The organism is Alkalicoccus chagannorensis DSM 18086, from assembly GCF_000429725.1.
Lineage (GTDB): Bacteria > Bacillota > Bacilli > Bacillales > Salisediminibacteriaceae > Alkalicoccus > Alkalicoccus chagannorensis.
The window spans coordinates 1-15,894 of sequence record NZ_AUCK01000037.1 but is presented as its reverse complement, the minus strand read 5'-3'; the positions used below and the strand labels follow the sequence as shown (position 1 = coordinate 15,894).

At 49.7% G+C, this 15,894-nt stretch carries 17 protein-coding genes; 12 read left to right on the top strand and 5 right to left on the bottom strand.

All coding sequences use genetic code 11. The features are described 5' to 3' along the window. Positions 1–676: 676 nt before the first annotated feature. The 6 genes from G477_RS0114575 (at position 677) to pepF (ending at position 6,318) form a co-directional block, all read left to right on the top strand. On the top strand, positions 677–1,237 hold the full coding sequence (locus tag G477_RS0114575) for a GNAT family N-acetyltransferase (protein ID WP_026698557.1): 561 nt from the start codon (positions 677–679) through the stop codon (positions 1,235–1,237). A gap of 49 nt (positions 1,238–1,286) precedes the next feature. Then, positions 1,287–1,418: a hypothetical protein gene (locus G477_RS21635; protein WP_281171169.1), complete on the top strand. Its 132-nt coding sequence runs from the start codon at positions 1,287–1,289 to the stop codon at positions 1,416–1,418. 453 nt (positions 1,419–1,871) lie between these two features. Continuing rightward, positions 1,872–2,273 (top strand): transcriptional regulator SpxA, encoded by a 402-nt coding sequence (gene spxA / locus G477_RS0114565; RefSeq protein WP_026698556.1) that lies wholly within the window; start codon positions 1,872–1,874, stop codon positions 2,271–2,273. A gap of 294 nt (positions 2,274–2,567) precedes the next feature. Next, positions 2,568–3,212: an adaptor protein MecA gene (gene mecA / locus G477_RS0114560; protein ID WP_026698555.1), complete on the top strand. Its 645-nt coding sequence runs from the start codon at positions 2,568–2,570 to the stop codon at positions 3,210–3,212. A gap of 71 nt (positions 3,213–3,283) precedes the next feature. Next, positions 3,284–4,438, top strand: a complete 1,155-nt coding sequence (locus tag G477_RS0114555; RefSeq protein WP_026698554.1) for a competence protein CoiA — start codon at positions 3,284–3,286, stop codon at positions 4,436–4,438. 62 nt (positions 4,439–4,500) lie between these two features. Next, positions 4,501–6,318: an oligoendopeptidase F gene (gene pepF, locus G477_RS0114550; RefSeq protein WP_026698553.1), complete on the top strand. Its 1,818-nt coding sequence runs from the start codon at positions 4,501–4,503 to the stop codon at positions 6,316–6,318. Between the two features lie 571 nt (positions 6,319–6,889). On the opposite strand, the gene G477_RS0114540 is transcribed toward pepF, so the two are convergent. The 4 genes from G477_RS0114540 to G477_RS0114525 all read right to left on the bottom strand — a co-directional run bounded on the left by G477_RS0114540 (position 6,890) and on the right by G477_RS0114525 (position 10,060). Continuing rightward, positions 6,890–7,831, bottom strand: coding sequence for a ClpXP adapter SpxH family protein (locus G477_RS0114540; protein ID WP_026698551.1), 942 nt, complete (start codon positions 7,829–7,831; stop codon positions 6,890–6,892). Next, positions 7,831–8,232, bottom strand: coding sequence for a globin domain-containing protein (locus tag G477_RS0114535; RefSeq protein ID WP_026698550.1), 402 nt, complete (start codon positions 8,230–8,232; stop codon positions 7,831–7,833). The genes G477_RS0114540 and G477_RS0114535 overlap by 1 nt, the downstream gene beginning before the upstream one ends. A gap of 587 nt (positions 8,233–8,819) precedes the next feature. Next, positions 8,820–9,452, bottom strand: a complete 633-nt coding sequence (locus G477_RS0114530; protein ID WP_026698549.1) for a lytic transglycosylase domain-containing protein — start codon at positions 9,450–9,452, stop codon at positions 8,820–8,822. A gap of 32 nt (positions 9,453–9,484) precedes the next feature. Then, positions 9,485–10,060, bottom strand: coding sequence for a CYTH domain-containing protein (locus G477_RS0114525; protein WP_026698548.1), 576 nt, complete (start codon positions 10,058–10,060; stop codon positions 9,485–9,487). 310 nt (positions 10,061–10,370) lie between these two features. Between G477_RS0114525 and G477_RS0114520 the strand changes: the two genes are divergently transcribed. From G477_RS0114520 to G477_RS0114505, 4 genes are read left to right on the top strand one after another with little or no spacing between them, the layout of a single operon-like run. After that, positions 10,371–10,745 (top strand): UPF0738 family protein, encoded by a 375-nt coding sequence (locus G477_RS0114520; RefSeq protein WP_026698547.1) that lies wholly within the window; start codon positions 10,371–10,373, stop codon positions 10,743–10,745. A gap of 7 nt (positions 10,746–10,752) precedes the next feature. Then, positions 10,753–11,388, top strand: a complete 636-nt coding sequence (gene yjbM / locus G477_RS0114515) for a GTP diphosphokinase (protein ID WP_026698546.1) — start codon at positions 10,753–10,755, stop codon at positions 11,386–11,388. Positions 11,389–11,401: 13 nt separating this feature from the next. After that, positions 11,402–12,190, top strand: coding sequence for an NAD kinase (locus tag G477_RS0114510; RefSeq protein WP_026698545.1), 789 nt, complete (start codon positions 11,402–11,404; stop codon positions 12,188–12,190). After that, entirely contained in the window at positions 12,190–13,074 is an 885-nt protein-coding gene (locus tag G477_RS0114505; protein ID WP_026698544.1) for an RluA family pseudouridine synthase, read from the top strand. The genes G477_RS0114510 and G477_RS0114505 overlap by 1 nt, the downstream gene beginning before the upstream one ends. Here G477_RS0114505 and prpE read toward each other — a convergent pair. After that, the gene (prpE, locus tag G477_RS0114500; RefSeq protein WP_035212128.1) at positions 13,064–13,807 is read right to left on the bottom strand and encodes a bis(5'-nucleosyl)-tetraphosphatase PrpE; all 744 of its coding nucleotides are present in this window, start codon (positions 13,805–13,807) and stop codon (positions 13,064–13,066) included. The two genes, G477_RS0114505 and prpE, sit on opposite strands and share 11 nt — an antisense overlap. Positions 13,808–13,943: 136 nt before the next feature. On the opposite strand from prpE, the gene fabI reads away from it, so the two are divergent. Together fabI and G477_RS0114490 are read left to right on the top strand one after the other, a co-directional pair. Then, entirely contained in the window at positions 13,944–14,720 is a 777-nt protein-coding gene (gene fabI, locus G477_RS0114495) for an enoyl-ACP reductase FabI (protein WP_026698542.1), read from the top strand. Positions 14,721–15,164: 444 nt separating this feature from the next. Continuing rightward, the gene (locus G477_RS0114490; RefSeq protein WP_026698541.1) at positions 15,165–15,497 is read left to right on the top strand and encodes a hypothetical protein; all 333 of its coding nucleotides are present in this window, start codon (positions 15,165–15,167) and stop codon (positions 15,495–15,497) included. The last annotated feature ends 397 nt before the right edge of the window (positions 15,498–15,894 follow it).

The following is a 15,894-nucleotide window of genomic DNA, read 5'->3' as shown; positions in this document are numbered from 1 at the left end:
CCTCCGGTTTTGTTATGACTTGGTCGTTCTAGCTTAACCTGAAGGTATCCTTTTTTTATCGAGAAATCAAGACCGTACGGTCTTTATCATGGGTTGATCGTGAAAAGACAAGAGACGCCTGCGGGAAAAGCAAGGGCTGAAGATCCACCGCCGCTGTTTTTGCGGCGGTTAGCTGAAGCCTTGCCCGCGGCAAGCGATTGGCATTGGAAGGATCAATCCCCCTCGTACAGAAAGCCCTTACCAAAAAATGGTAAGGGCTTCTTTTGATTCTGGTTTTGTCCCAGCCTCTTTTTTCGGCTTTAAAATAGGGTCTGGCATAGTTGTCGAAGGAGGAGAACAATCCGCAGGTCAGTACGCAGACCCTGTTATCTATCATCTTGATATGTCAGAAACGAGCAGAGAGAGGATCTAGATGCATGGTGAGAGGGGGGCGTGACATTCCCTTAAGCTGTACGAGAGGTTTCCGCTTTCTCCGAGCTGCTCTGAAAACCAAAAGAGCGGCTGTGTAGAAACATCGGCTCGAACGCGCGAGAAATTGAATCCTATACAAAGGTGAGGAGGTGCCATTCCTCCCTGAAGCTTCTCATGGAAAGAAAGGAATGCTGAGAGCGCTTCCCTGATAAGACTTTTCGAGTTATAATAGAAGGAAGATCAGATGTTGAAGGGAAGTGATGGATTGCATTGGTATGAGAAGCTGAACCGTTATTTCCCTGATGAAGAGATGAAGTCCAGGGAGCACATTGAACTGCTTTTAAAAGAAAAAGACGATATTTACAAAAAGAGTGAAGATTCTTTTCATGTGATGATGTATGTTGAGATGGAAGATTTTACGTTCATTGATTACCTCTATGTGTCGAAGGAAGCCAGAGGGAAAGGCATTGGAAGCAGGCTTCTCGATGATCTGAAAAAAAGAGGCTGTCCTATCATTCTTGAAGTGGAACCGGTTGATTATGATGATACGGACACCCGGAAAAGGCAGCGCTTTTACGAACGGGAAGGATTTCAACATGCAGAATCGATCGGGTATTCCCGTAAATCTCTCGATACCGGAGAACGAAGTCAATTAGAGATCCTATATTGGTCTCCGAGGGTGGAATCAGAAGAGAGCATTTATGAGAATATGCGGAAGATGTACAACCTCATTCACCGTTATAAGGATGAAGAAATTTACGGGGAAGCTTATGAAGACGCAGAAAAAGCATTAAAGTATCATCGCAGTAAAGACAAGACAACGTAAAGGTTCCCAGCGGTCGTTGTTTCAGTCAGCTTAGAAAGGAGTGGTTGGCATGAAAAACAGCAGAACCAAGAGGAAAACAAAAAAGCGTCTTGTATGGAAAGATTTATTGAAGAAGAAGCTGGGAGAAGTGAACGGGCTTCCTAAAAAAGAGCCTGTATCAACGAAAGACACGGCTTCGTAACATCACCCGGACTGGATACGGTGATAACTACGGCCGTTGCACAGTACGGAAAAGGAATGTGCCCCCTCGTCGACAATGTTCTGACGGGGGGGTTACGTCTGCCTGTGGGACTCCGGAATCAGGGCACTGCAGCTGCTTCCCGGGAGATGGACGGGAACAAGGCAGCACCTTTTTACATTTCTATTTAATTGATAACATATGAATCTAACTGAAAATGTGATAACATGAACAATGAAACAGAGAAAGTTTCTTCTTCATTTAAAATGACAATAAAGCGTTTAAATTCGTGAAAAAAGGGAAAAAAGTAAAATGCGTCACTTAATTACTTAGTCTGTACAATTTTTGTTCAATTTATGTTTAAGGGAACTTGAGAATTTATATTGATTGTGCTATAATAATCATTATAAATAAGGATCGTTTTCACCATTTTAATTTGGAAGGGAGATTCCGTTTATGGTCACCTTATTTACATCACCGAGCTGTACGTCCTGCAGAAAAGCAAAGGCTTGGCTGGAGGAGCACGATATCCCGTTTGAAGAAAGAAACATTTTCTCCGAACCTCTTTCCGTTGAAGAAGTAAAACAAGTCGTCCGTATGACAGAAGATGGAACGGATGAGATTATTTCTACCCGTTCAAAAGTATTTCAGGAACTAGACGTGGAACTGGACGCCATGCCGCTTCAAGAGCTGTTTCAGCTGATCAGCGATCATCCGGGTCTGCTGCGCCGGCCGATTATTCTCGATGAGAAAAGAATCCAGGTAGGTTATAACGAAGCAGAAATCAGAAGATTCCTGCCGAGAAAGGTCCGAACCTTTCATCTTCAAGAGGCAGCGAAAAAGCTCGTAAATGAATAAGTACCACGCTTAACAGCTGATGTCGTTTATGATATATTCTAGTGGAGGGTGAAGCTTACTTTTATAGAAGCCTTCACCCTATTTCTATTTCTTCAGCTTCATCAGCGAACAAATTGTGAATTTTCTGATAAATGAGCGGAGCAATTGATGCAGAATTATTTCTTTCTGCCGCCAGATAGCTTAGAATAGGTACAACGTATTTTATTGATTGACGAGTCTCTGGAATGGGAATAGAATAGTATCAACATTCCATCAGTCATCAGCGGAATATATTTCGCGAAAGGGTGAGACACCATGGAAATAGAAAGAATCAATGACACAACAATCAAGTTCTATATCACTTACAGTGACATTGAACGACGAGGTTTCGATAAAGAGGAAATCTGGTACAGCCGGGAGCGCGGGGAAGAACTCTTCTTTGAAATGATGAATGAAGTGAGTGATCAGGAGAAATTTGAGATGAACGGGCCTCTCTGGGTGCAGGTCCATGCATTGGAAAAAGGACTCGAGGTCATTGTTACACGCGGTCAGATGAATGACGGCAGCGTGAAACTGGAAATTCCTCTCGAAGAGGAAGAAGGTGTCGATAAAAACATCGTCGATATGCTCGATCAGCAGTTCACGGGCGAAGAATCCGAAGATAAAGAAAACACGCTCAGCGTCGTCGTAGGATTCGATGACTTTGAAGATGTCATCTCTCTCAGTACCCGTTTCGATGAACAGGATGTGCATACATCCCTGTATCATTTCGAAGGTACGTACTATCTCTTTGTGACAATTAATGATTTGTTCACGGATGAAGAGCAGGATAACCTGCTGAGCAGAGTGCTGGAATACGGCTATGAGTCGGATATTACGATCCACCGTATTCAGGAATATGGCAAGACGATTCTCGATGAGTCAGCGCTTCAGACGATTCGAACCCAATTTTCAGCTTAAGAAGTACCGGCACAGCTTGTGCCGGCTCTTTTTTACACAAAAACAGAACAAACGTTCCGAGGAGGAGAAGGATGTTTACTGCCTTAAATGAGAAGGGAGAGCAGGTCGATGCTTCCTTCGGTTCAAAAGAACGAGTGTACCGCTGTCCGGCCTGTGGAGAAGAATGCCATGTGAAAGGCGGGACAGAAAAAGTCAGGCAGCATTTCGCCCATGTCAGGCATACAAGCTGCACAGGGTCCCGTGAATCCGAAGCACATCAGAAGGCGAAGCAGCTTCTTGCATCCTGGCTCAGCAGTCAGGGGCTCCGGCCGGTAATCGAAAAGCGTATTGGCGAAAAGCAGAGGGCTGACGTGTGGTTTGCCTGGAAAGGGATGAGTGTCGTGTTCGAAGTGCAGTTCAGTGCGCTGCCGGCAGGCGAGCTGGCACGCCGGAGTGCTGATTACCGTCGGAAAGGCCATGTGGTGATTTGGTTCACTGCCCCTGCAGAAAAGCGTGTGACCCACGAGCGCGTACCTTCATGGAGAGCAGAAGCCTTTCATTTTTTTCCTTTTCTTCACCAATGGAGGCTGCTTATTGAAAAGCGGGAACTGCAGCTTGTCTATGCCCCCGTGCAGCTATCGAACAGCAGTATGCTGACGGCCTCCACGAATTACCCGATGGATCAGTCAACAGTCGACCTCCTGTTCTTGAAAACGAGACCGCGTCTCCCAAATGGCTATTTTCAACGTGTGCATCGGGAGTACGCTCGTCTCCTGCAGCAGAAACGTCATGCTGCAGGCACCGTCGGCCCGCCTCTGCCTGCCAGAGATCGGTTTATCGAATGTCTGCACCGTCGCGGGCTGAGAAAGCAGCATTTCCCGGCGGTCGCTCACCTCCCCCTTGTGGATAACATCGTCACCGGCAATCCGGCAGAATGGCTGCAGACGACCGTTCTCGACTACATGGATGCACATCGGATCATTCGGATTGAGTCTCTTCTTCGATACATAAAAAAGCAGGGAACCGTTATTCAACGCGTGCAGCATCATGAGGATAATCAGATCCGGCAGTTTCTCTTTTCGTATCTTGATATGATGGAAATGTTCGGAGGTGTAGTCCGCCGTTATCCGGCAGTTTATCAGGTGAAGCAGACAGTGACGTGGAAAAAGACACATGAGCGGCTGCTTCTCGATGACGAACACGTACAGGAAACAGTGAAAAAGTATTTCGAGAGTAAAAACATTTGAATCCACGCCAAGAATCACTTAGGATGGAAGCAGGTTCAAATATTACATAATGGAGGGATAGAATGAGTGGAAACACAGCACTTCCCGCGCGTAAAGATCTTCCTGTAGAAAGAACGTGGGATCTTGAAGATATTTTCAGTTCCATTGAGGAATGGGAAAAAGCATTTGCTTCCGTCTCCAAACGTATACCAGACATGCAGCAGTATCAGGGGAAGCTGTCTTCCTCTGCCGGTACACTATACGAAGCACTTCAGCTCGATGACAGTATCTCGATTGATTTAGGCAGGCTCGTCGTCTATGCACGTATGCGCTATGACGAAGATACGACCAATTCCTTCTATCAGGGGCTGAATGAACGCGCGAGGCAGCTGATTGTTCAGTTCAAGCAGGTCACGTCGTTTATGACGCCGGAAATTCTCAGAATGGAAGAAGCGGAGATTCAGGCTTTTCTCGATACTCATGAAGGGCTGCAGGTTTACAGCCATATGTTTGAACGCCTCAATGAGAAACGTCCTCATGTTCTCTCTGAAAAAGAAGAGGAACTGATGGCACGCGCCGGGGACGTCACCGGACAGTCCGGTAATACATTCAGTATGCTGAACAACGCAGACCTTCGTTTTCCTGTTATTAAAGACGAGAACGGCGAAGAAGCAGAGCTGTCTCAGGGCAGGTTTATCGGCTTTCTTCAAAGCAGCAGCCGTCAGGTGAGGCAGGACGCTTTTCAGGCGATGTATGACACGTACAGCCAGTATGAGAACACGTTTGCAAGCACCCTGGCAGGGAGCGTAAAGAAAAACTTGTTCCAATCTCAGGTGCGTGGTTATTCCAGTGCGAGAGAAGCCGCGCTCAGCGCCAACCATATCCCCGAAATCGTGTATGATCAGCTGGTGGATACGGTGAATGAACACCTGCATCTGCTTCATAGGTATGTAGACATCCGAAAGCGGGTCCTGGAGCTGGATGAGCTTCACCTTTATGATATGTACACACCGCTCGTGGAAGATGCCGGATTCAATGTCGACTATGAAGAAGCGAAAGAGCTTATGGTAGACGGACTGCAGGCGATGGGACCGGAATACCAGAGCATTGTGAAAGAAGGGCTTGACGACCGCTGGGTCGATGTAGACGAAAATCAGGGCAAGCGGAGCGGCGCCTACTCCTCAGGAACGTACGGAACGAAGCCGTATATTTTGATGAACTGGCAGAATAACATTACGAACCTGTTTACACTGGCTCATGAATTCGGCCATTCTGTCCACAGTTATTATACGCGGGCCAACCAGCCGTTTCCGTACGCTGACTACTCTATTTTCGTTGCAGAAGTGGCTTCCACGACGAACGAAATTTTGTTGAGCCGTCATCTGCTCGACAAGGAATCTGATCCGAGGAAGCGCCTCTATCTGCTTAATCACTTCCTTGAAGGGTTCCGCGGAACGGTCTTCAGACAAACGATGTTTGCGGAGTTTGAACAGCTGATCCACGAAAAAGCTGCAGCAGGAACGCCGCTGACACCGGACATGCTGAAAGAAGAATATTACGCGCTGAATCAAAAGTACTTCGGGAACAACGTTACCATTGATGAAGAGATCTCCTGGGAATGGGCGAGAATTCCACACTTCTATATGAACTTCTACGTGTATCAGTATGCTACCGGCTACAGCGCTGCAGCTGCGCTTGCTGAACAGATTCAGGACGAAGGTGAGCCTGCAGTAGAGCGGTTTAAAGACTTCTTGAAAGCTGGGAACTCCGATTACCCAATTAACGTGCTGAAAAAAGCGGGTGTGGACATGACGTCTTCTGATGCTGTAGCAAAAGGCATGCAGGCGTTTGAAAAAACGCTGGATGAAGTAGAACAGATTCTGCAGCAGATCGAGGCTTAAATCCAAACGGGACAGCAGGAATGTGATGCATACGCTGCTTTATTCTACTAAGATCAACGAGTCCGATAAAATAAGGTGCCAGCTAATCGTTTTCGATTGCTGGCATCGTTTTTCGTTTCGTAGGAAAATGTCATAGCTGGAAGTCGGCGGCTTCCTGCGCTGCGCGGAAAGAAGACCGCTTTTTCCCTCGAAAAGCTTGCGGTACACGCTGGTCCGACCAAAAGGCGCTTTGCGCTATTGTTCTTTTCTCATGAACAATCTGACTGCCAGACGTGCTTTCGTGAAACGACCAGATGCGGTCAGGCTTTCCAAGATCTTCGTCGTATGCTCTACCAACTGCGCCTCCTTGTCCGCGATGGCTTGTTACGAGGAGAAGGGGGTGTCTCGCAGCTTGCAGGGCCGGAGCAGAATGGGATTTGGACCACCCCCATACAGATAGAAAAAAGCCCCTCACCTGGACCATAGTGAGGGGCTGCTGTAAGAAGCAAGCGGGCGATAGCATAGTTGATCTCTCGCAGCATGCCTTCCCGTGAGGGCGGAGTGCGCGTGCATCGTCATCACGGGTAGATAGTTACGTCGCGGTATCTGAAAGGGAGCGCCATATAGAACCATGTTTCGTCGGAATTTCTTCGACGAGCTGTTGGAGCTGTAGTTTTTTCATTTCCTTGTGGGCTTCCTCCAGCGTCATGTCATACACTACAGCAATTTCTTTGGTGGCGACGAGGGAGTAGAAGCTGGTGAATGATTCGAGCGGCTGGGGCGGGCACTTTTCCAGCGGAGTGTCTGCCAGCTGCAGAATCTGGTTCTCGTACACTTCATACTTATACCCGCCTTCAATCTTCACGCCGGGCTCTTCCACGTCGCTGCTGAAGAGGACGAAAGCCGGAGCGGTATCGATGTCCATTTCCTGGATCGTGCATTTGTCATCGGCAATCGCCTTTTTTGTAGCGGAGGAATGCATGTCCTCTTTAAACTCATTCAAATCCAAGCCCTGCACGCGGGAAGCGCAGGCAATCAAGACCTCTTCATCCGCAATGTTTTCTTTGTGCATGAACAGCGCTTCGCGGACTCTCCGGAGGTACTTTGCCCCGATGCCGCGGCCCTGCAGTTCCGCAGCTTTCACTGCGGTAATCGCCGATTCCGGTGTTGTCATGATGTTCTCGTACCACACGTTGCCATCACAGGGCATGCCGGTACGGCAGCCTGTTTCATTGTAGGATTGTGCGAGTTCCTTCACGAGATTACGGCACTTCTGCTGCCCCTGCTGCTGAGAGGACTGCAGGTTATTTGCCATGATGATGTTCATCGACAAATATTTCCCGTATTCCATCTTTAATTTTTTTATGATCGGTTCCATCGCCCAGCATTCCGGGCAGAGAGGATCGATGAAGATATAGACTTCAATCGTTGACTGTATCGAAGCTGCTTCGTACACGGAAGGCATGTCTTCCGGACAGCAGCTCGTCTCTTGTTCCCCGCATACAAACGTGCGGGCAGGATCTTTAGTCATCATCAGCTGCTTCCCCCCTGTCCACTGCTGTTATTCGTGTTAATCATGTGTGCGGCTGTTTTTTCAAAACGCTCAAACATATAGGATCTGAGCGGCTCCTCGATGCCGGTTTCGTATAGTGCCTGTCCCATGCAGGATAACCAGGCCCGGCTGCGTTCAGGAGTGACAGCGAACTGCATATGTTTTGCGCGGAGCATCGGATGTCCGTGTTCCTCGGTATAAAGCGCAGGACCGCCAAAAAACTGTGTTAAAAACTGTTTCTGTTTCCGGCGTGTTTCCGACATGTCATCTGGAAATATGGGAGACAGTTCAGGATGCTCTTCGACGTGGCTGTAAAACGTATCGACAAGCTCATGAAGTCTGTCTTCTCCAAGGGCTTCATATGCAGTGTAGTGGCTGTTCATCCATATCCCTCACTCTTTCATTGTATGCTTATTGTAGCAGGCGCGGTGTCTGCCTTCAACAAATGTGAACTATTTATGACAACTGCTTTCAAGTGTCCCAAAGAGTCATCTTACGCACTTCAGAAATAAGATGCAAGAAATAAGGAGTAATGCTCGAATCTGCTGAAGAGCCGAGGTGCTTCATGCGGTGAAGCTTCCCAGGGATGGCAGGAAAGCGGGACCTATAAAGAGGTCAGGGGAGCTGGACCGTGGGAAGGGCTGCTGGAGGCATGCAGGGTATCGTCCGCTGCCCACCAAAGCGAATCCGTGGCAGAAAGCGAAGCAACCGTAAAAACGCTGCCGGCGGCAGAACACATCCGTGGGAAAAGCCGAGGCGCCTCCGTCGGGCGTTGGAAGCTCTGCCCGCGGCAGGCGATTGTCATTGGAAGGATCCCCCCCTTTCATACAGAAAGCCCTCACCGAAATGGTAAGGGCTTCTTTCAATACTGGTTTTGTCCCAGCCTCTTTTTTATTCCTGCTTAGCCTTAACGTCGAGGGATCGAGCTCGAGAGGTCGTCGATCATGGAAGGATACGGATCCCGATTGTTTTATACTGAGGCAGAACCGCGGAAGGTTCCCATCACCCGGGGCACGTAGTTCTGTGTTTCTTTGAACGGCGGAATGCCTCCGTGTTTGTCCACATTCCCTGGCCCGGCGTTGTAGGCAGCGAGCGCCAGTTCCGTATTTCCGTTGTACTTATCCAGCATCGATTTAATGTAGCGCGTGCCGGCATCGATATTTTCAGCGGGATCAAAACTGTTCTTCACACCGAGGCCTGCCGCAGTGCCCGGCATCAGCTGCATCAGTCCCTGCGCTCCGGCATGGCTGACGGCATCGGCTTGAAAGTTGGATTCATGCTTAATGATGGCATTAATCAACCCGGGATCAACGCCGTGCCTGCTGCCTGCCTGCTGGATCAGGCTGTCATAGCTGCTTCCGGAACTGGAACCGGTATTGGCAGTAGAGGCTGTCTGCGGTACAGGAGAAGCGGACGGGGTGAAGGCATTCTTTTCCTGTGCCGCCTGAGCAAACGTTTTCGGTGATTCGTGCAGCGCCTGATTTAAAGCAGACTGAAAAGAGGGAGTATTAGAACCGGAATCGGATAACGGTGACGACACTTGGCTTGTCCAGAGCTTCATCATCTGGAGCTGCTGAACGGCCTGCATGTTCGATTGAATCATGATACATCTTCCTCTCTGATGTTGTAATCATCTTAATCCTGTCCGAAGGCAGCCTGGAAAAAGCGTTCTATTTTATTCGGCGGTTTATTCCAAGTGAGATCATGGCTCTCCAAAAGCTGTTCAAAAAAGTGTCTGCCGGACTCATAATCCGCCACTTCCATTTCCAGTTCATAATCTGTTCTGCCGGCGTACTCAGAACGATCCAGCACGAGTGTTCCTTCAGGTAACGTCGTTTCGGTCCGGACGGTGGTCAGACTGCCGAGGTATTCGAGCAGGGTCTCGTCTTCCAAGAGGGAAATAACCGCGTCTCTCGTTTCTCCTGGAGGCATAACCCCTGTCTCTTTCAGCTGCAGCCATTCCGAGGTGGAAACCGTCTGGTGCGTTTCAAGCAGTCCCGTGTCGTGGGGTTGTTTCAACGTGAGAACAGCCCCTTCCTGTTTCGTGCGGACCCGCAGTGCAGCACCGAGCTGCTGCAGTTTTCCCGAGCTTGTTTCAAAGTAGTGATTGACCTGCGTAAAGGGAGGCGGAAAGTCATAGAAGTGAAGCAGCGATTCGTATGTAGATGGAGTGAGCAGCTGCTTGAATTCAATTTCTATTTCGCTTGCCATTATATCCCGCCTTAAAAAAGTTTTATCAATTACTTTCTATTATTCCACAACCCTGCACGCTGCGCAATATACGATGGAGAGATGTTGAATTTCTGTCATCTTACGCAGGAGGCATCTGCAGATGGCTGTTCTGCCGGAGGTAAAGGGGCCGAAGCCGTGGTCCAAGCGGCGGAATTCTTCTCGACTTCATAAAAGAAGGCGGCACGTCTATAGCTCTGAGTAGTATCCGGGCAGTTTTTTCGTTTACAATAAGGGGAATTATCGTTAGTATGATAAACTGGAAGAAAAGTGAGAGCGGGGGTATCAGCAAGTGATTACAGTGAAAAAGATGGAAGTACAAGAACGTGAGGTTAGTGTAGCAGCAGACGTGACCCTTCCTTTTCAAGGATTGGAACCAGAAGATCGGATGCTCGTGGATTCCGATGGAGGAGCATTTGTCTACCTGCTCGCCCATCAGGATGAATTCATCCATCTGCGGTTTGAAGAGAACGTCTGGAACGTCATACGGGAAAGCCGGCCGGACCAGCCGCCTGTCGTACTGAAGACCGGACTTGGCAGCGTGGAGCTGACCTCGTTCTGGGAAGAACTGGACTTTCTGCTGGACAACATCGCAGGAAACCACAATTACGGCAAAGATTTTGTAGAAAAAGTAGAACGTTTATTTGAATTGGAAGAAGAGAGGTGATGACCTCATGATGGACTGGGATATCATGCTCACGCCTTACAAGCAGGCGGTGGAAGAGCTGAAGATAAAGATGAAAGGGATCCGCGACCAATATCAGCTGTCCTCGAAACATACGCCGATTGAATTTGTGACCGGACGTGTAAAGCCGGTATCGAGCATTCTGGAGAAAGCGAAAAGAAAGAATATTCCTTTGAATCAGCTTGAGGAAGACATGCAGGATCTCGCAGGTCTCCGGATCATGTGTCAATTCGTCGGTGATATCGACACTGTTGTCGAACTGATCAAGGCACGCACGGATTTTACGATTGTTGAAGAACGAGATTATATAAAAAATAAAAAGCGGAGCGGATACCGTTCCTATCATATGATTCTTCAATATCCAGTCCAGACGATCGAAGGAGAGAAGCAGATTCTTGTGGAACTGCAGATCCGCACACTTGCCATGAATTTCTGGGCGACGATCGAACATTCCCTGCAGTACAAATACTCCGGGATGATTCCAGATGAGATCGAACAGCGGCTGGTGAAAGCGGCCGAAGCAGCGTTTCGCCTGGATGAGGAAATGTCGAAAATCCGTGGGGAAGTGCAGGAAGCCCAGAAGATCATGACGAAAAAGCAGGAAGCCTCCCGCCGTAAAAACTGAAAGGGGAAGAGCGATGAAATTTAACGTCCGATCCAGAGGAGATCATGATTCCAATGTGTTAACACAGCGGGTGAAGAGCTACCTTCAGGAATTCGACCTGGAGTATGATGAAGAGGAACCCGAGATCGTCATTTCCATCGGCGGGGACGGGACGCTGCTGGAGGCTTTTCATCAATATGCCCACCGTCTGGATGAGACTAGTTTTGTCGGTGTACATACCGGGCATCTCGGCTTCTATGCAGACTGGCAGCCGGATGAAGTGGAAAAGCTTGTCATCCACATTGCGAAAACACCTTTCAAAATTGTAGAATATCCGCTGCTGGAAGTCATGATCCGCTACACGAATGACCAGGAAACCGAGCGGTACCTGGCTCTGAATGAATGCACCGTCAAAAGCATGGAAGGCTCGCTTGTCATGGATATTGAAATTAAAGGGGAGCAGTTTGAAACTTTCCGCGGGGACGGCTTATGTCTCTCCACACCATCGGGCAGTACGGCTTACAATAAAGCCCTCGGCGGCGCAATCCTTCATCCTTCTCTGGCCTCCATTCAGCTTGCGGAGATGGCATCGATCAATAACCGTGTTTACAGAACCATCGGCTCTCCTGTTGTTCTCCCGGAGCATCATACGTGCCTGTTGAAACCGAAGAACGATGTGGATTTTCAGGTGACAGTGGATCATTTGACACATGTACAGAAAAAAGTGAAATCGATTCAGGTGCGCGTAGCAGATGAGCAGGTACGGTTTGCAAGATTCCGTCCGTTCCCATTTTGGAAACGGGTAAAGGAATCCTTTATCTGATGGGCACCCCAGCGATTCAGTGGACAGTACCGGAAGAAGCGGATGGAAAACTCCTCCGCTTTTTTCTTCGTACCTATGCAGGATTTTCACGGAAGCTGCTCGCTGATGTGAAGTTTCATGGCGGGGAAATCGTGTTGAATGGCAGAGAACAGAAGGTGACCGCAGTCGTCCAGCAAGGTGATGTAGTGGAAGTGAGGCTTCCTCCAGAAAAGCAGAGCAGCAATATCACGCCGGCATACGTCCCCGGCATTGAGATCCTGTATGAAGATGATTTTATCCTGCTTCTTTATAAACCTGCAGGGGTTGTCGTCATTCCGACAGTGGACCGCAGCGAACTCTCCGTGGCATCTCATGTTCTGAAAATGAATCAGGAGCAGCACCTTCCCTTCACCTTTCACCCCGTGACCCGCCTGGACCGCGGCACGAGCGGGATTGTTCTGGCGGCCCGCCATGCGCTTGCACATGGCATTTTGAGTACTGCTCAGGCAGACGGCCGGATTCACCGTATTTACGAGTGTGCAGCCGGTGGCGGTTTTCCATGGAGCGCCGTCAGTGTATCTGCCCCGATAGCGAGAAAAGCCGGCAGTTATATCAAGCGCGGGATTTCCTGCGGAGGGAAAGAGGCCCGCAGTCATTTTCAGCTGATGGAGCGAGGGGCTGATTTTTCCCGCATTCAGGCAGTGATCGAAACCGGAAGAACACACCAGATCCGTCTGCACATGGCCTGGCTCGGGTGGCCGCTCCTTGGTGACGGTCTGTATGGACAGGAGGATGACGATGTGCCGAGGCTGCATCTTCACGCCAGAGCCGTCGAGTTCCTGCATCCCTACACACAGGAGCGGTTTTCCTTTGACGCCGGCCCTGGTTTTCAGCTTAGTCGGTGAAAGAGAACTTTTCGGGGACTTCCGGCTGCGCGGAGGCAACCGATAAGGTGGTCAACTCCGGATATCGGAGTGCCGTTAAGCTGCCGCCGAAAACACAGCCGGTATCGATGTTTACGGTCCTGCCGACAAATCGGGGTGTCCGCACCGGGGTATGCCCGTAGACAATCCATTCGTCCCCTTGTGGGTAAAGGGAAGCCCAGTCCCGTCGGATGGGAAACCCATCTTCCGTGAATTGTCCCGTCGTATCTCCATAGAGGACGAAGGAGCGTACTTTCTCAGGGGCCGCACCAATATCACGGTGCCGGATGCCTGCGTGGGCAGCGATGAGCCGCCCTCTGTCCAGCTGCAGGTAGAGTGGAGCTTCTTTGACCATGCTGATAAAGCGGTCCTGCAGGTGCTTTCTTGCCTCTTTCTGGAGAGCCTGGAACCCGGAGACAGTCGTTTCAAGCCCGTGGTTCACTTTCACCGGTCGTCCGATCATCCAGCGGTACAACTTGTCGCAGTGATTGCCAGGTACATACAAAGCCTCCCCGGCGGCATACCAGCCCGTAACATCGTCTAGTACCCCGATCGAGTCCGGTCCTCGGTCGGTTAAATCACCGATAAAGACCGGTTTTCTTCCTTCTTCATGCAGAAGATGACCATCGCGGAAGGTATAGCCGAGGTCCCGGAGAAGCTCCTGCATCTCCCGGCGGCATCCATGTACATCGCCGATGACATCGAATTTTTCCATAACGACACTTCCTTTCAGCTATGCTATTGTACGTGTTTCCGACAGACAGCTCAAGCGGCAATTGACGGCTGGCAGCGACAAAGGTAAAATTAGTACCAGATCATAATATCAAATCGTGATAGAGGAGGAGCAGTCTATGGATCTGCAGGTACAAGGTAAAACGTATGTGATTATGGGTGTTGCCAATAAAAGGAGCATTGCTTGGGGGATCGCCCAGGCGCTGGATCAGTCGGGGGCGAATCTGATCTTCACCTATGCAGGGGAGCGGTTCGAGAGGCCTGTCCGCGAACTGGCAGAGTCACTGGATGGAGAGCATCACGCCATTTCCTGTGACGTCACAAGTGATGAAGAGATAGCGGCAGCGTTTCAGCAGATTGGTGAAATAGCAGGTACCATCGACGGCCTGGCCCACTGTGTTGCTTTCGCCAATAAAGATGAGCTGGATGGCGACTATATGAACACTACCCGTGAAGGTTTTCTGCTGGCACATAACATCAGTGCCTACTCGCTTACAGCTGCAGCGAAAGCAGCCCGCCCGCTTCTGAACGAAGGAGCTTCGATCGTCACCTTGACTTACCTGGGCGGGGAACGGTACGTGAAGAACTATAACGTGATGGGCGTAGCCAAAGCGAGCCTCGATGCGAGTGTAAAATACCTGGCACACGATCTCGGTCCGCAGCAGGTGCGGGTGAACGCTATCTCAGCCGGCCCGATTCGCACATTGTCGGCAAAGGGCATCGGCGGTTTTAATGAAGTATTAAAAGAAATGGAGGATCATGCTCCGCTGCAGCGTACCGTGACCCAGGAAGAAGTAGGGAAAACAGCTCTCTACCTGTTCAGCGGGCTCTCCAGTGGTGTTACGGGAGAGATGATCCACGTCGACGGCGGTTACCATACGATCGGTCTGAAGTAACAGGAACGATCATCAGGTGCAGCAAGTCGAAGAGAGCACGGTTTGCGGACCGGAAACCGCACAGCACAGGCGCTTCTCTTCAGAGCTGCTCCTGAAATGGTTGAGCGTCTTTCTATGTTCAGATTCCTTTCTGAGGGTCCAACCGAGATGAAAACGCCGGCTGCTACTTAGCGGAGGCTTGGACAAAAACAATCGAATGAAGCAAGAAACGCTGCCGAGGATCCTGCATGGATCCTCGGCAGCGTTTCGTTTGAGATTAGAAATAACACAGCCGGTGCATGTCCTCCCATTCGCCGGCCGATCTGCGGAGCTGCAGCGGAGATTCTCCTTCTCCCCAATAAACACGCACAAGGGGTAAAATTTTTAAAATTCTGAATACTGTGCTCAAGATACAGGATTGTTTTGTCGATAATAAGGGTAGAAAGGTAAGAAGGAGGGATCCATATGGGATACATTCCACAGATCCGTGATGAGCAGGCAATGAACTATGCAAATAGACAAGAACTGCAGAAGCGTCGGGAGTTGACTGTTGATCCGATAACGAGTATCGACCTTTACGGCAGTCTTGAGCGGCGGAGCCCTTATGAAAATTTATTTATGCGGTACGAGAGGATTGCTCAGGCAAAACTGCGGAAACAGCTGCAGGAACAGGATGGTACTATACTAAAGCAGAGCGGCTATGGTGTTCAGAAAGAGAAAAAGCAGCCCGATGACGCTCTCAGAAGAGAAGAAGCGAAGGTTTCGCGTAAAGGTTCGTATTTTGATGAAATGGCTTAAACACGGCCGGGATAATCACGTCCAGAAGAAGGAATAGACGCTCCCGATGATTCCAAATGAATCGTCGGGAGCGTTTCGTCGTGTGCCCGGCATGTCTGACAGCTTGGTGGTGAAAGTCCACTACGGGCTTGGTAATGGGAACCGTTAGCGAATGGCAAGGGTGTCCGGGGTGACCCGGAATCTGAAGGAAGCCGGACGCAAACACACGCGGCAACGAACAGGAACAGGATACAAGGCTGAACAGGGATGGATGAGTCTGCCACACAAGACGAAATCCGACATTACCCGAGTCCCGTTCAGTAAATCCTGTGCCGACGGGTGGAAAGCGGTCAGACTTACCCGGGGAGGTCTTGTCAGGGTTCTGAAAAGGGAGGAATTCCTACAAGGAACAACGGTA

Excerpts from the sequence above, each read along its gene's own strand:
- G477_RS21635 (WP_281171169.1), top strand. The coding sequence starts at position 1,287 with ATGAAAAACAGCAGAACCAAGAGGAAAACAAAAAAGCGTCTTGTATGG.
- spxA (WP_026698556.1), top strand. The coding sequence starts at position 1,872 with ATGGTCACCTTATTTACATCACCGAGCTGTACGTCCTGCAGAAAAGCA.
- mecA (WP_026698555.1), top strand. The coding sequence starts at position 2,568 with ATGGAAATAGAAAGAATCAATGACACAACAATCAAGTTCTATATCACT.
- G477_RS0114555 (WP_026698554.1), top strand. The coding sequence starts at position 3,284 with ATGTTTACTGCCTTAAATGAGAAGGGAGAGCAGGTCGATGCTTCCTTC.
- pepF (WP_026698553.1), top strand. The coding sequence starts at position 4,501 with ATGAGTGGAAACACAGCACTTCCCGCGCGTAAAGATCTTCCTGTAGAA.
- G477_RS0114540 (WP_026698551.1), bottom strand. The coding sequence starts at position 7,831 with ATGATGACTAAAGATCCTGCCCGCACGTTTGTATGCGGGGAACAAGAG.
- G477_RS0114535 (WP_026698550.1), bottom strand. The coding sequence starts at position 8,232 with ATGAACAGCCACTACACTGCATATGAAGCCCTTGGAGAAGACAGACTT.
- G477_RS0114530 (WP_026698549.1), bottom strand. The coding sequence starts at position 9,452 with ATGATTCAATCGAACATGCAGGCCGTTCAGCAGCTCCAGATGATGAAG.
- G477_RS0114525 (WP_026698548.1), bottom strand. The coding sequence starts at position 10,060 with ATGGCAAGCGAAATAGAAATTGAATTCAAGCAGCTGCTCACTCCATCT.
- yjbM (WP_026698546.1), top strand. The coding sequence starts at position 10,753 with ATGATGGACTGGGATATCATGCTCACGCCTTACAAGCAGGCGGTGGAA.
- G477_RS0114510 (WP_026698545.1), top strand. The coding sequence starts at position 11,402 with ATGAAATTTAACGTCCGATCCAGAGGAGATCATGATTCCAATGTGTTA.
- G477_RS0114505 (WP_026698544.1), top strand. The coding sequence starts at position 12,190 with ATGGGCACCCCAGCGATTCAGTGGACAGTACCGGAAGAAGCGGATGGA.
- prpE (WP_035212128.1), bottom strand. The coding sequence starts at position 13,807 with ATGGAAAAATTCGATGTCATCGGCGATGTACATGGATGCCGCCGGGAG.
- fabI (WP_026698542.1), top strand. The coding sequence starts at position 13,944 with ATGGATCTGCAGGTACAAGGTAAAACGTATGTGATTATGGGTGTTGCC.
- G477_RS0114490 (WP_026698541.1), top strand. The coding sequence starts at position 15,165 with ATGGGATACATTCCACAGATCCGTGATGAGCAGGCAATGAACTATGCA.